The following is a 15,715-nucleotide window of genomic DNA, read 5'->3' on the forward strand; positions in this document are numbered from 1 at the left end:
GCGCGCGGTTCAGCGGCTTAATTCAGGCGCTCGCTGGCGTATTAGGTTAATTTTGCTAGGGTTAAAGAACAGCGACCTAACAATCGTGGCAGGGACTCCTCAGGCCGTTATGAGCCAAGATGCCGTTCACTCGCACACTCCTTTGACTCAGTTACTTACATGATGAAAAAAAGTAAATTATTGCCCATCGCAATAGCGAGCATAGCAACCCTCGCCTGCGGGCTAGTCGCTACTGGCCTTATTACCTACAACTTAAACACCCACAATCAGCAAGCCATAGTTAACGCCGTAAAAGAAACCGCCCAGCGCACTCAAGGCGACATACTTAAACGCATCGAACTTTACCAATACGGCCTGCGCGGCGCGCGCGGCGCAATACTGACCGCAGGCGAACAGCAGGTTACTCGGAAGCAATTTACTCAATACAGCAATACTCGCGACACCGACAGAGAGTTTCCCGGTGCGCGCGGTTTTGGTTTTATTCTCCGCGTTCCAGCGGAGGAAGAGGCGCGCTTCGTCGCTCAAGCGCGTGCAGATGGCTGGCCAGATTTTACGGTTAAACAACTGGCGCCCCATGATGGCGAACGCTACATTATTCAATACATCGAGCCGATAACACGCAATGCGCAAGCCGTGGGTTTGGACATTGCCTCTGAAGTTAATCGCCGCACAGCGGCCGACGCGGCTATAGACTCAGGCGAAGCAAGACTCTCGGGGCCCATCACTCTCGTACAAACAACAGGTAAACCTCTGCAGTCATTTCTGGTGTTGATGCCGATTTATCGTACCGGACTAACACCCGCCACCGAGACAGAACGCAGAGCACAGGCCTTCGGCTGGAGCTATGCCCCTCTATTGATGGAAGAAGTATTGGCAGGTATCCCCATTGATGATACGAAAGTTCACATCACCCTAACCGACATCACCCATAAGGGCGGAGCCCAAGAATATCGCGAAGTGTTTTATCACTCCAGCACAGCCGTCTCCCCCAATCTTTATACCCAACATTTATACAGCACCATATTTGGCCGCCGCTGGGAGATGGAACTCAGCGTTTACCCGCGCTACATCCAACAGCTAAATTTGCAAACAACTCACTCAGTGCTCCTATTTGGCACGCTAATCAGCATCCTACTCGCGTCCTTAGTCGCCACCCTGCTCCTTACACGCCAACGCAAGCAGCAAATTATTACCGCCCAAGCCCACATGGCCTCCATCGTTGAAACCTCCGTGGACGCCATCATCAGTAAAACCCTAGACGGTATAGTGACCAGTTGGAATCATGGAGCGGAAGAAATTTTAGGCTATAGCGCTACTGACGCCATAGGCAAGCCCCTCGCTGAGCTGATAGTGCCAGAAGACTTACTCTTTGAAGAAGAAGATATACTGAGGCGCATCAAGCACAACCAAGCCGTACCGCCATTCAACACCCTGCGTCAACGACCCGATGGCAAACTCATTCCTGTATCAGTTTCAGTTTCGCCCATTTTGGATGCAGATGGCCGCGTGATTGGCGCTTCAAAAACCCTGCGTAATATTAGCGAGCAACAACAACTCGAAAATGACCTATTAAAACTCAATCAAACCCTAGAGCATCAAGTAAGCACACGCACTCACGACTTAGACGTGGCGCGCCGCAACTTACAAACAGTGCTGGATGCCATGCCATCCGTCATTGGCTACTGGGATAAGAACCTGATTAATCGCGTGGCCAACCGCGCCTACCAAACCTGGTTCGATATAGATGCGAGCAAGATACCTGGCATGCATATCGATGAGCTGCTCAACCCTCAATACAGAGCAGAGCACCATGAAAAAGTCGCCGCCGCGCTGCGCGGCGAAGCGCAAACCTTTGAATGCGATATACCCATACCTCACAGCACAGAAATGCGCCACGCACTAACGCACTACTTGCCCGAAATAAATAATGGCAATGGCGACGTCGAAGGCTTCTATGTAATCGTGCATGACATCACCGAGGTGACCAAAAGCAAGCTGCAACTCGCTGCCGCCTTGCGTGAAAACGAAGCGCTGCTGCGCAGTATTAATGAGCACATGCTCTATACCATTACCGACGCCAAAGGGCGTATTTTGGATGCTAACGATAACTTTTGTTTGACCAGCGGCTATAAAAAAGAAGAGCTCATCGGTGAGAGCCATAGCTTACTTAGCTCACACATTCACCCTAAAAGTTTCTGGCAAAACCTCTGGCAAGCAATCAACAACCAGCAAACTTGGCGCGGCGAAATTTGCAACCGCAGCAAAAATGGTGACCTCCGCTGGTTTGATACGGTCATAGCGCCACTGCTTGATACCCAAGGCAACGTGGAGCGTTATTTGGCGCTGCGTATCGACATCACGCAGCGCAAAGCGACTGAAGCGGAGCGCACCCAATTCAACCGGCTGCTCACCAACTTACTCGATGCAGCCTCGGAACAATCCATTATCACCACCGACTGCGATGGACTAATCACGGTCTTTAACCGCGGCGCGGAGAAAATGCTGGGTTACAGTGCGGCAGAGATGGTGGGCAAAAGCAGCCCTGCCCGCCTACACCTACCCGCAGAAGTTGGCGCGCGCGCAGAGGCACTAAGCCATGAATATCAAACCACGATTGAAGGCTTCGACATATTTACCTTTAAAGCCAGAACCGAAGGCCCAGAAACACGCGATTGGACCTACATACGCAAAGACGGCTCCCAGCTAACCGTTTCACTCGCGGTCACCGCCATGCGCGATGAGCAGGGCGGCATCACCGGCTATTTGGGTATAGCCACCGACATTACGGCCGAACTAGAACAACAGCGCCTACTGGAGCATACCCGAGATCAGCTCGAAACAGCTGCCGGTGTCGCCGAGCTGGGCATATGGACGTGGAATCTAGAGGACGATTCGCTGGAATGGAATGAGCGCATGTTCGCCATCTATAACCAGCCCATTCAATTACTCGCCAACAATGAACTTAACTATAAACACTGGCAGGAGCGCGTACACCCCGAAGACCTTGCAAGAACCGAAGCCATGCTCAAGGGCGCCATAGAGAATCGAGAGATTTATAACTTGGTTTTCCGCGTGCTATTACCCACAGGCCAAGTACGCTTTGTTCAAGCTGGCGCCGTGGTCGAGCACAATGCCCAAGGGCGTGCGATAAGAGTAACGGGGATCAATCAAGACATTACCGACCAACACCTACTGGAAGATAGCTTGCGCCATGCAAAAGACGAGGCCGATGCTGCGAGCGCCGCTAAATCTGCTTTTTTAGCCAACATCAGCCACGAAATTCGCACCCCCATGAATGCTGTGTTAGGCATGCTGCAGCTCGTCCAACAAACACAACTTAATAGCCGCCAGCAGGATTATGTGGGCAAAGCACATACCGCCGCCAAATCGTTGCTGGGCCTGCTCAATGATATTCTCGACTTCTCCAAAATTGACGCGGGCAAGTTACAACTGGACCCCCACACCTTCGACTTAGAGTTATTATTACGCGATCTCGCCGTGATTCTCACCGGCAACCACGAAGCTAAAGCCGTTGAAGTTATTTTTGATGTGAACTCACAGCTACCGCGCATGCTGATAGGAGACCGTTTACGCTTGCAGCAAATACTGATTAACCTCACGGGCAATGCACTCAAATTCACCCCTGCAGGGCAAGTGATACTGCACCTAGACCGCGTTAAGCAAAGCGCACAAGAACTTCAGCTAAAAATAGCGGTTATAGATACCGGAATAGGCATCAGCCAAGAACAACAAGCGCGCATTTTTGATGGCTTTACCCAAGCGGAAGCCTCTACCACCCGCCGCTTTGGCGGTACAGGTCTGGGCCTAGTTATCAGCAAACGCTTAATCGAACTGATGGGCGGCACATTGCAACTGACAAGCAGGCTCGGCAAAGGCAGCCGCTTTGAATTTGACATTACCCTCCCCATAATGTCTGACATTCCCCTGCTGGACACCAGTAGCGTCACACAACAGCAGCGCAAAGTACTTGTGGTAGACGACAACCAATTGGTGCGTGAGCTGACCGCCAAAACCTTAGAAAATGTTGGCTGGGAAGTATTACAAGCAGAAAATGGCCGCGATGCCATAGCCCTCACGCTGGAAGCCAACCGTCTCAAACAAGGTTTTGATGCCATTTTAATGGACTGGCGCATGCCCGACCTAGATGGACTAACCGCCGCCGAAATGATTCGCGGCCACAAAGACTTAAAACATCCGCCCGTGGTCATTATGGTGACTGCCTATGGCCGCGAAATTTTAGCCGAGCGCCAAGAGCAAGGCGAAGTCCCCTTCGCTGAGCTACTGACCAAACCGCTTACGCCACAACTCTTAACCGAAACACTCGTCGCCGCCATTAGCGGTGAGAGAAAAGAAGCAATAAATCCTAGGCACGAATTAAAGTTACTCTCTAACTTACGTTTACTGGTCGTTGAAGACAACGCCATCAACCGGCAGGTAGCCGCAGAGCTATTAGGTAATGCAGGCGCATTGGTTGACTTAGCCGAGGGCGGTATCGAAGGTGTAGCCAAAGTCATGAGCAACCCCAATGCCTATGACTTGGTGATTATGGACATTCAAATGCCCGACATAGACGGCTTTGAGGCAACCCGCCGCATACGTGCCGATGCTCGCTTTAAGCAGCTACCCATTTTAGCCATGACCGCCAATGCCTCGGCTTCTGACCGCCGCGATTGCCTACAGGCAGGCATGAATGAACATATCGGCAAACCCATTGATATGGATGAGTTGGTTCCGCATATTTTAAAACTCTGCGGGCGCTTCGATACTACAACGCAAAATACTCGCTTGGTTATAAGCCCCCTCGCACCTGAAGCCGCTGCTAAAGTTGCACAAGCCACTGCGCAGGAAACGAGCGACGCGAAAGATAATCCATCAACGCCATTGGTTGAACCCTATAGCAATCTGTTAAAGCGCTTTGGTAACAATCAATCACTTTATCTGCGCAGCCTCGCCCAATTTCCCCAGGAGGCGCAAAAGCTAATTGACCAGATGCGCACGCAAGCCGAAAAACAAAACCTCGAGGCAACCTGTATTGCAGCACATTCATTAAAAGGCGTTGCCAGCACCCTAGGCGCAAGCAGGCTTGCCGCTGTTGCCGCAACATTGGAAAAAGCGCTAAAAAATGCCGAGCAAGCACAGCTGACTGAGCTAGTCACGCCCGAATTACTGACACAGTTAGAGGAGCTACTCACGAACAGCAAGACTCTGCTCAACGAGCAAGTACAACAACCAGATAGCCTGCAGACTACAGCGAGCACCTCGCCTGCAGCACCGCTCAGCGCCGCCGAATGGCAAATGCAAAAACAAGCGATACAGGCACTGTTAAAAGAGGATAATCTCGCCGTATTAGATCAAGTAGAAGCGCTTTGCCGTCAACCAACAGCACACCAAGACTTGCTGAATACACTGTTGGAACAGGTGAATGCCCTCGACTTTGGTGCAGCACTCAGCACTCTTGCACAACTACCCGATAAACTTTAGTGAATAAATATGTCGTTCAAACAGAAAACGCTGAAAACTGCGCCGCGCCCTAAGGTACTGATCGTAGATGATCAGCCGGTGAACATTCGCGTGCTGCATGAATTGCTGCGCGAGGATCACGATATTTATATGGCCAGCAATGGCGCACGTGCTATTGCCAAATGCCACGATCTATTGCCGGACTTAGTGCTGCTCGATGTGGTGATGGAAGGCATAGATGGCTATGAAGTTTGCCGGCAATTAAAAGCAGATCCCATCACTGCACTAATACCCATTATTTTTATAACCGCTTACTTTGACGAAGTAGATGAAGTGCGCGGCTTTGAATTAGGTGCAGCAGACTTTATTCGTAAACCCATAAATCCCTTAATCACCCAAATGCGCGTGCGCAATCAACTTTTACTCAAAAAACAAACCGACCAATTGCGCACCATTGCCCTCAATGATGGCCTAACCGGCATTGCAAATCGCCGCAAGTTTGATGCAACCCTAGAGACTCAGTGGCAGCACTGCCAGCGCACCGTTCAGCCGCTCTCACTGCTCATGCTCGATGTAGATTTTTTTAAACTCTACAACGATCACTATGGGCATCAACAGGGTGATTTTTGCTTACAAGAAATTGCCTCAACACTGCAAGAATCACTGCAGCGCCCCTTGGACTTAGTGGCGCGCTATGGCGGCGAAGAATTTGCAGTCATATTGCCGCACACCGATATGGAAGGGGCCAAACATATTGGTGAAAAAATACTGTTAAATGTGCGCAGTCTGGGCTTAGAACATCAAAACTCTACAGCCGCGGATACAGTTACCCTGAGCATTGGCATAGCCTGCGGCACACCCAGTAAAAAAGGCAGCATTGAAGCCTTAATAAAAGCAGCTGACGAGCAACTCTACCAAGCAAAAGCTGCAGGCCGCGCCCAGCTTAGCGCTATAGATATGGATCACCTCCTATCCAAGCACGACAGCGACAAAGCCTAGCTTCAAAATCCCTTCGCAAAAATTAACTGCATTTAAACGCCATGCGTCGTCCGAATCATCAAGCACGCATCAACTTGCACCGCCGCCGCACAAATATCTTGCCGCCCATAAAAATAGCTGGTTACATGGGCACCCATTGTTTGGCAATAAAAAATAAATTCTCCATATAAAAATAACTACAAAGAAAAAACACAGAAAACCGATCAATGCTCTGCGCAACCTCACAAAAAAATAAAAATAACACCTGATAAAAATATTACAAAAAATCACAATAAGAAAAGCGAAAAGTGCGAACTCCCTATTTGAAGCTCGCTATAGCGCTCAACTCACACCCAGGGTTTCATTGATACATTTTGTGATCACCTCAATCAAAGCTACCGCTCTGATGCTCACTATTGCTATCAGAAAAAGCAGCTCAACAAGGAGTAGATATTGTGAAGATAAAAACCCTGTCCTTACTCACAACTGCCGGGATTCTCATGGCAGAGGCGGTGCCAAGCGTTGCCCAATGTGACGTGAAATACAACATCAATAATAACTGGGGTAGCGGCGCCACCATCAGTGTGGATGTCACCAACTTTGGTGCCACCAGCAATGCTTGGGAGCTGCGCTGGGATTTTGCGAACAATGAAAAAATAAGCCAACTGTGGAACGGAAATTACAGCCAACAAAACACAGGTGTCATTGCGCGCAACGCAGGCTGGAATGGCACTATTGCGACTAGCCAAACAGTTAATTTTGGTTTCAATATTTCTCACAACAGCGGCAATACGTTGCTCAAGCCACAAGCGTTTTATTTAAATGGCACCAAGTGCCTAGGCAAAGTAAGTTCGAGCCTAGCCAGCAGCAGTCGCTCAAGCTCAGTATCCTCCTATCCGCCGCTACTCTCTTCCAGTAGCAGCTCTATTCGCAGTAGTGCAAGCTCAAGTTCGGTTTCCTCCTACCCACCTCCACTAGGTTCCGCCAGTAGTAGCTCTATTCGCAGCAGTTCAAGTTCTTCCTCTAGCGCACCGCTAACCGCCTGTACCACTGAGTTTACTTATGGCCCAAGGCTGCTAAGGGTTTTAACCCGCAGCGAATACCGCAATGCTATCGCCGACTTAACCGGGCAGACGCTGCCGGAACAACAGTTAAATAGGCTGCCGCTGGATACACGGGTAAATGGTTTTAAAAACAATACCCAGAAAGCCATTGATACCCAAGCCCTGCAAGCTTTTTATACTGTCGCCAACGGCGTTGCCAGCTTGGCAAGCGCGAGAAGTTTTACCGGCATTCTCAATTGCAGCGGCCTAACTAACGCCCAGTGTGCCAACAACTTTATTGCGCAAGTATTACCGCGCATCTTCCGCCGCCCGGTCACTACTGATGAGGCGCAAGAATATGCTGCACTCTTCGCGCCCAGTTTAATTAATAGCGATAACAACCAGGGGCTCAGCCTTGCCTTGGCGACCGCACTTGCATCGCCGGCATTTTTGTATCGCAGTGAAGTGGGTGTTGCGGTAAGTGAACTGCGCGCAGGTAGCACTCAAGCAAACCTGCCGAGTGGCGCTATAGATAACGATGCATTTGTACTAACGCCCTATGAAATGGCTTCTTATCTAGCCTTTACCTTCACCGGTAGTACACCCGATGATGAACTGCTAAATGCCGCTAAAAATCAACAACTCGGCACTGATGCACAATTGCAAGCACAAGCCCTGCGCCTCCTAAACAGCCCCAAAGCGCGCACCCATTTTGCCGAATTCCCCGCGCAGTGGCTCGCGCTGGATAAAGCGAGCCAATGGTTGCCAAACGACCAATTAAACTTCGCCAAAATGGAAGCGCAAATGGTGTTCAACCATGTCGTACTGGATCAAGTCGAGCCATTTAGCACGCTCTTCGCCAGCAACTATACCTTTGCCAACCCTGCCCTTTTGAACGCCTATGGTATTCCCACCAGCTTTTTTGATACCTCCTTCCGCAAGGTAAGCCTGAACGGTAGTGGGCACCAAGGTGGCCTACTGACCAGCGGCATTTTTGTCGCCAGCAATAGCAACAATCTCGCCAGTGAGCCTACCCAGGTAGCACTGAATTTGCGCAACCGTGTGCTATGCCAAGATGCTTATGCTGCAGTAGATACCAGTGGTCAACCACAGCGTGAGCAACCATTTTGGCAAGTGGGTTATGCCTATCAAAATCTTAGCCCACTAGGTGCACCTATTAGCCAAGATAGCAACGGCAACCCAGTGAATTCTAGCGGTGTTTTAACGGGGATTAATTACGTCAATGACGGTTTAACTCTCGCCTTCTCTGGCGCAGAGGATCTAGCTCGCCAAATTGCACAACTGCCTGCGGCGCGCCTGTGTTTTGTCGAGCACAGCTTCCGTGCTGCCATGGGCACGGGCACACGTAGTTATGACCCCCAAGCGATGAACAGCACCCTGAGCCCAGAAGCGCAAAGTGATTATGCCTGTGCGAAAGCCACATTGGATGATGCGCTGACCAGCGCCGGCCCCAAGGCCATGCTGACTAAACTCAGCAGCCTTAGCGCCGCTCGTTATCGCAAGGCGCGCAACTAAGTGCGCACTCACTCTTAACAGAATTTCTGAATCGTAAGGAAGGTTTAGGTTATGAATAACAATCAAGAAAATCTCCACGCTGGACGCCGTCATTTCTTAAAGCAAATGACTCAAACAACCTTGGGAGCACCGCTCCTGAAAGGCGGATTGGCCGCTGCAGGTGCAGCAACTGCCCTCAATGCACGCGCCGCAACTGGCGTTAAAAACGTGGTATTTGTGTATATCCCAGGCGGATCACCCGGTGGCGCCGCCGCAACATTTACCCCTGATAGCAACTTAAATTTAAAAGTCTGCTCCGCGCCCTTGGAGGCGGTAAAGCAAGAGTGTGTATTTTTTGCCAACACCTCAGTAATGCAAGGTGAGTATGTATCTGGAACTATAGGGCTAGTGCAGCGCACCCTCGGTGGCTTCAATGCCCCGAGTACAATCGACCTAAGCCTAGCGGCAGCGCTGGGACAAACGTCACCCTTTAGCTATTTACATCTTGGCGTTTTGTCAGACTTAGAGTCTATCTCTGCCTACAACACATGGAACTTTACCCGCGACACCCAAATTGACCCACGTATCGCCTTTTCGCGCATGGCAAGTTCACAAATTGGCGACAGTGCCAGCGAACAAATGCGTAAAAGCCTACAAGTCAATAGCACCGCTATCACCAAGCTCCAGCAAGGCCTCGGGAACTTTGCCGCACCGCGCCTGCAACAAAACCTAGACGCACTCACCCAAATGCAAGCCGAATTAAACAGCGGCTATCCTGCGGGCTGCGACCTTAAGCAAACAGCATGGCCCGCGAGCGCCATCAGCCCCTATGACGGCAGAAACTTCTCACAGCTCATGGATTTGCAGATTGAAAATATTAGTGTTGCATTGAGATGCAACCTTACGCGCGTTATTACGCTCCAAATGGGATCGCAGGAAGGAAATTTTTTCGCGGATAACTTCCAAGTACCTTACAACCAAGCAATTCAGGGCGGGCCCTACGCTACTCACATCGCCTACCGCACTTATTTTTCGCAGCAGCTGGCTAAATTGATACTGAAGCTAAAAAACACCAGCGACCTCAATGGCAACCCACTGCTGGACTCAACTTTAGTGGTGCAGGTCACTAGCTCGGGCGATGAAGCGCAGCACTCAGGCTACAACGCTCCCTTTATGATTGCCGGCGGCGGCAGCTCGATCAATCGCGGCAGAGTTGTGGTGGCACCCAAACACACGCAAATTTTGGACACCGTTGCTCAGGCTATGGGCGTTTACGGCAGTATTCCTGCCTATTCAACCGAAGGGCCGCTAAGCGGCGTACTGGCATAAGGTTAACCATGTAAATCTACGCTAACGAACACGGCCGCCACCAAAGGCGGCCGTGTTTTACCCACGCAATCCGACCCTGCACGCGCCAATTACCTTATAATTCCGCCTCTTTTTGCTTTTTAGGAATTTTACGCGTGTCTAAAACCTTCAACACCAGCCTCTTACTCCTCCTCGCACCCAGTTGCTTTGCCATCAGTAATATTGAAAACGATCGCCCCAGCCTGCCCAAACCTGGCTTTAGCGGCAGCGCACAAATCGGGCTAGACGGCAAAACCGGCAACCAGAAAGAAGCGAACTATTCGGCCGCAAGCAAACTTTTTTATCGCGCCGATCAAGAAATATTTATGCTCATAGGCGCCCGCGCCTACGGTAAAACAAACGATTTAAAAGATACTGACGACACCTTCTTGCACGGGCGCTGGACTCATATTCTAACCCCGCGCTGGTCATTGGAAACCTTTGCTCAGTGGCAGGAAAATCAGTTTGAAAACTTAAAATCGCGCGTACTGCTCGGCGGCGGCGGCCGCTATTTGCTCGCCAAAGAACAAGACGTTTACTCATTCGCGGTCGGCTTCGGCGCTTTCCGCGAAAAAGAAACACTGGATTTAATCAGTTACAACACCACCGAATACTACTGGCGCGCCAACAGCTACTACTCCTTCAAATATCGTTTAAATGAAACCCTAAGTTTGGTTAATACCACCTATCTGCAGCCCAATTTGGATGATCTACAAGACGTGCGCATGCTGTTTGATTTAGGCTTATCCGTAAGCCTCAGCAGCAACCTCAGCTTGAAACTCAACTACAAGCTCACCCACGACAGCCGCCCTGCGCAAAACCTCACCGTAACGCCACCGCTCTACAACAGCAAAACCAACAGCGCCTACGAAACCTCGCTGTCGTTTAGTTTCTAACAAAAGACAAGCACACACTAAAGCGCGCCACCATCTGCGTGATGCGCGCTCCAACGCCAACAGCTAAGCCCTACCTACCAGACCTGTTCGATATCTACCTATACTTCTTCCTCTTACACCCCAAAAACCCGTCTATACTTTAAAGCAACGGGTCGCTCGATGGCCCTAAATTTATATACCAAAGAGGGCTCTATGTTCTTCCGCAACTACAAAAACATACTAAAACAAAAAGAAGAAACGAATACAGCACTACAACAAAAGCTAAACAGCCAACAACAAGCATATGACGTGAAAATTGCAGCACTCAATAAAGAACTCGATCTTTTACGAACAAAAGAGCAGCACTGTTCTGAGCTAAACAAAAATCAACTTCGTGGCGGCAGCTTGCTGCACACCATTCGCGAACGACTAGCAGAAAGCGCCACTGATCTGGTCAGTGAGAGCCGTTCATTAGAGCAAATGGATAGTATTTTTATTGAATGCCAAATTGCAATTTCGCACCTCGATCAGCGCTCACAAGACATTACTCTACATGCTCAAACCAGCAGTCAAAATGCAGAGCACCTAGAGAAATCAGCTGCTCAAATTCGGCAACTTGTCACCAGCATTCACTCTATTTCAGACCAAACCAACTTACTCGCGCTAAATGCTGCCATTGAGGCCGCGCGGGCAGGCGAAGCAGGCCGAGGCTTTGCTGTAGTCGCAGACGAAGTTCGACAACTGGCGAAGCGCGCAAGTGAGGCAAGTAGCGACATCGACAAACTGGTAACGAGTATCGTTAATCAGATCATTGAAATTCAGGGAACATTAAATCAAACACAAGCTAGTGTTGATGAAATATCCAGCTCATCGCTACAAATCAACGGTTCTGTTGGCACCCTCATTACTCAATCAAAGCATCTACAGCAAATTGTCAGAAATCATACCTCAACTGCTTTCTTAACAACCGTCAAGCTTGACCACTCCGTATGGAAAAGTAATATTTACCAATGTATTAGCGAAAAAAATTACGGCCACCAAGTCACAACACATACTGAGTGCCGCTTAGGAAAATGGTATTTTGAAGGTGATGGTGCAGAAAACTTTAAATCATTTAAACACTTCCACAACCTCGACGCACCTCATAAAGCTGTGCATGAAGAAGGTAAAATGGCACTTATTGCCGGAGCCGAGGGAAACCACAATACAATGAATCAACATCTAATGGAGATGGAACGCGCCAGCCAACAAGTTGTAGATTGTATTGATAAGTTATTAGCAGACGCGCTTGGCAACTAAGAGCCAAGCGAGATCACAAAAGCCACACACTATTAACGAATAGAGCACGCAAGTGGGCAAGCTTTGCCTTCCTCCAGATTTGCCGCATCAAAATATTACCTTTCGATGTTGCGATGCTATGCATATAAAAAATTGAAAACTTTTGCTTTCACGACTTCCAAAATAAATAGCATGACTAACTCACGCGTTAATAACACCAACCGTAGTAGCATAGTGAATATATGAAAACATAAATCCCCGAAATATTTTGTGCGCTCACAACGAGCCTACAAAAAACCGCACATATATTAATCTTGATATTGCCACTCTCCCTTAGCATTAGTCGCCAGCCACTGTTGGGTATACCAATAAAAGCGCACTTGTTTGCCGTTTTTTTCGCCGGAATGTGCGGTGCAGTTATAGCGCGTGCGCCCTTGGGTTAGCGGCTGCTTTGCCTGTACCCAAATTTTACCTGCTATTACTTCGGTGCTTATCGCGCCCTGCCCCGTGGCGAAACAATTGATGTTGCCGAGCAACTTGTCGCCTTCAACATTTAACACCAACCAAGGGCGCGCACCCGCGGCTACGATCAAGTTGGGTTGCGGCGTTGTTTTGTCAGCATAGAAAGCTATGTTTTGAATGGGTAACGGTTTGGTGTTTACCTTGAGAATAAAATCATCCAAATCCGTAAAGCTGCCGCCAAAAGGAAAACGCGGCAGCGCCTGTAAATCGCCTTTTTCATAGAGCGGGCCAGATTGCTGACCGAAGGCGAGATAGCCCAACTCCTTTACTAAAGCTTGTAACTCCACATCGTACTCACCAAAGGGATAAGCCATGAACATAGGGGCAGTGCCTAGCTCCTGCTGAATTTTTTGCTGTGCGGTGGTTATGTCAGCCTTCATACGTGCACGCCATTGCGCGCGGGTTTCGTTTTTATCTAAACGCACCAAATGAGCATGGCTGCTTGAGTGGTTGGCAATGGTAACACCTGCTTTCGCCATAGTGCGCAACTGCGCCCAACTCACAAAAAGTGTTGATTGACCAACCACGTCAGTATTTACAAAAAAAGTGAATGGCCAGCCGCGCGCTTTTAACAGTGGAAAGGCAGCGTTATACACCGAGGCATAGGCATCATCAAAGGTGATCGCCACAGTTTTATCCGGCAGCGGTTTACCTGCGCGCAAGGCATCGACTAATTCACTTAAAGGCACCACACTAAAACCATTATTCGCCAAATAATCTAACTGCGCTTTAAAGTGCGCGGGGCTAATACTGGTGGATTTAGGCGTAGTCTCGCTCACATGGTGATATTCCAACACCACAGCAGCATGGCTATAGGCGGACAAGAAACACGCGGCAAGCAACCCGCGCAAGGTGAGTTTTAATGAAGTGCTGAAGATCATGAATATGGTTTCCTTTGTGGACACTACTTACAAGTAGCCGCAGAACTACAAATTTTAAGTTGCTCGTTTGTACTGCCGCACAGGTTGCGACTTACCCTCGGCGAGAGATTTGCGCAGCGCTAACAAGAACTATTAAAGAATGATAGGGCGGCTACGCTGGTAAAGGTTAAATTGACGAGCACCCTCAATTACTTATTTTTTTAGCCCACCAAGTTTGACCGTGATACAAAACAATTCAAGTAAAAACGTTCGCCGAAACTGTTATTTCTGGATGTTTTTAAAAATGGTGATATTTCTGAGAAGATTCAATGGGGTGCATAGGGCACCCAAAAAGGTGATATGAGTCGCGGCGACCATTTTGCCTTTTGGGGTATTGCGAAGGTGTAATGCTACGTTATTGACCTAATTTAGATTTCAGCCTATGGTGCGGTGAGCGTCCAAAGACATATAGGTCACGGGCAAAACGGTCGTCGCGACCACGATCTAAATATTAGCGGCTTTCAGTAAAGGATAAGCATGGCAACTATTACTCAAGTTAGAGAAGTGCTGAGGGGCTTAAGCCCAGAGGTCGAAAGAAAGGCTAACGGCCAATACCCTGTTAGGTTTAGAGATATTTCTTTTAACATAAAAGATTCAGATGTAGATGCGTATTTGCAGCATCGCGATTCGATCAAACGCTCAGAAGAAACAGCATTTTTTATACCTGGGCATTATGAGCATGTAATTGAAATTCAAGGCAGAGGATCTGGTGCATACAGATTATTTCGGGATGATGAGGATATCAAAATCCAGCATGATAATGGATTTGTCATTCAGTTAAGTGGTATATCATCGAACTATGCAATTTCTTTGTGTGATGCTGAAAAAATAGACAAGGATGTTCTGAGAAATATTTTTATGCGAAGCCACAGATTTCGTGGCCGTGATAATGTTGACCTTCTTGAGCTTCTATCAAAGGTAATAACAGTTAAAGTAATTTCTCCTGAATCACACAGTTTTCATAAAAATATAAAGCAACTCAAAGCTATTGCTGAAGCTGGAATTTATCATATCGCTTATGGAAATGGTGTTGGCGTAACACTTTCTAGCTCTTGGGACCGCTCATCTTACTGGCTTGATACTAGACGAAGAGAATCAGTACAGTTTCCATTAAGAACATACCACTCAGAGCTTGTGGCTTATTATCAATTAGCCTTGGGCAGCGAAAGTTTAATTCTGTCATATCTGGCGCTATACAAAATCCTTGAATACTTTTTCACATCAGTTTCGGAAGACGTGTTACATCAAAAGATAAAGGAAAAATTAGTTACACCGGATTTCTCTCACTCAAAAGTAACCAAGTTGCGTGAACTAATAAAAACGGTCCGTTCGTTTGATCAAAGAATGAATGAGCGGAAAATGCTTGTAACTGTACTTGAAAAATATCTTGATAAGTCCGAACTGAGCCAATGGATTAATGACTACGAAAAGAAGCACTCTGGGAACTATACCTCTGAGAGAGAGATATTTGGTGAGAATCAGAAAGTAGATACTAACGACAGCCAGTTATTCCCATCTATTTCAAAGAGGATTTATCATATAAGAAATGCTCTAGTTCATAATAAGGAAGGGGAAATTTCACGGTTCATACCTTTTTCTGGGCAAGAAAAAATACTTTTTAATGAAACTCCGTTGCTGTTATATATTGCGGAGGAGCTTATCCTTAAAACAGGCAAGGACATAGTGTTCTAAATCGCAGCTAAATCGGGTAAGGAGGAGTTTCTAACTTCCCCTCCCCACAACACCCTGCGCCAAG

Annotated in this window: 8 protein-coding genes and 1 pseudogene; 8 read left to right on the forward strand and 1 reads right to left on the reverse strand. The window is 48.4% G+C overall.

Annotated features, from left to right (window positions below):
- Nucleotides 1–159: 159 nt before the first annotated feature.
- The 7 genes and pseudogenes from AC0KUT_RS17140 (at nucleotide 160) to AC0KUT_RS17170 (ending at nucleotide 12,538) form a co-directional block, all read left to right on the forward strand.
- Nucleotides 160–5,502: a PAS domain S-box protein gene (locus AC0KUT_RS17140; RefSeq protein ID WP_488831628.1), complete on the forward strand. Its 5,343-nt coding sequence runs from the start codon at nucleotides 160–162 to the stop codon at nucleotides 5,500–5,502.
- A 9-nt stretch (nucleotides 5,503–5,511) separates the two neighbouring features.
- Nucleotides 5,512–6,480 (forward strand): diguanylate cyclase domain-containing protein, encoded by a 969-nt coding sequence (locus AC0KUT_RS17145; protein ID WP_488831629.1) that lies wholly within the window; start codon nucleotides 5,512–5,514, stop codon nucleotides 6,478–6,480.
- Between the two features lie 434 nt (nucleotides 6,481–6,914).
- Nucleotides 6,915–9,038 (forward strand): DUF1592 domain-containing protein, encoded by a 2,124-nt coding sequence (locus AC0KUT_RS17150; RefSeq protein ID WP_488831630.1) that lies wholly within the window; start codon nucleotides 6,915–6,917, stop codon nucleotides 9,036–9,038.
- A gap of 51 nt (nucleotides 9,039–9,089) precedes the next feature.
- Nucleotides 9,090–10,346 (forward strand): DUF1552 domain-containing protein, encoded by a 1,257-nt coding sequence (locus tag AC0KUT_RS17155; protein ID WP_488831631.1) that lies wholly within the window; start codon nucleotides 9,090–9,092, stop codon nucleotides 10,344–10,346.
- Between the two features lie 134 nt (nucleotides 10,347–10,480).
- Nucleotides 10,481–11,260, forward strand: a complete 780-nt coding sequence (locus tag AC0KUT_RS17160) for a DUF481 domain-containing protein (RefSeq protein WP_488831632.1) — start codon at nucleotides 10,481–10,483, stop codon at nucleotides 11,258–11,260.
- A gap of 459 nt (nucleotides 11,261–11,719) precedes the next feature.
- Nucleotides 11,720–12,127 (forward strand): annotated as a pseudogene (locus AC0KUT_RS17165) (methyl-accepting chemotaxis protein); the annotation flags it as partial.
- Between the two features lie 126 nt (nucleotides 12,128–12,253).
- A complete protein-coding gene (locus AC0KUT_RS17170) occupies nucleotides 12,254–12,538 on the forward strand; it encodes a CZB domain-containing protein (protein ID WP_488835777.1) in 285 nt (94 codons plus the stop codon).
- 287 nt (nucleotides 12,539–12,825) lie between these two features.
- On the opposite strand, the gene AC0KUT_RS17175 is transcribed toward AC0KUT_RS17170, so the two are convergent.
- Nucleotides 12,826–13,920, reverse strand: coding sequence for a polysaccharide deacetylase family protein (locus AC0KUT_RS17175; protein WP_488831633.1), 1,095 nt, complete (start codon nucleotides 13,918–13,920; stop codon nucleotides 12,826–12,828).
- Nucleotides 13,921–14,436: 516 nt separating this feature from the next.
- Here AC0KUT_RS17175 and AC0KUT_RS17180 point away from each other — a divergent pair.
- The gene (locus tag AC0KUT_RS17180) at nucleotides 14,437–15,651 is read left to right on the forward strand and encodes a hypothetical protein (protein ID WP_488831634.1); all 1,215 of its coding nucleotides are present in this window, start codon (nucleotides 14,437–14,439) and stop codon (nucleotides 15,649–15,651) included.
- The last annotated feature ends 64 nt before the right edge of the window (nucleotides 15,652–15,715 follow it).

The sequence above is a fragment of the Cellvibrio sp. 25HG11W-0 genome (assembly GCF_057815475.1).

Coding starts and splice junctions, on each gene's coding strand:
- AC0KUT_RS17140 (WP_488831628.1), top strand. CDS start 160: ATGATGAAAAAAAGTAAATTATTGCCCATCGCAATAGCGAGCATAGCA.
- AC0KUT_RS17145 (WP_488831629.1), top strand. CDS start 5,512: ATGTCGTTCAAACAGAAAACGCTGAAAACTGCGCCGCGCCCTAAGGTA.
- AC0KUT_RS17155 (WP_488831631.1), top strand. CDS start 9,090: ATGAATAACAATCAAGAAAATCTCCACGCTGGACGCCGTCATTTCTTA.
- AC0KUT_RS17175 (WP_488831633.1), bottom strand. CDS start 13,920: ATGATCTTCAGCACTTCATTAAAACTCACCTTGCGCGGGTTGCTTGCC.
- AC0KUT_RS17180 (WP_488831634.1), top strand. CDS start 14,437: ATGGCAACTATTACTCAAGTTAGAGAAGTGCTGAGGGGCTTAAGCCCA.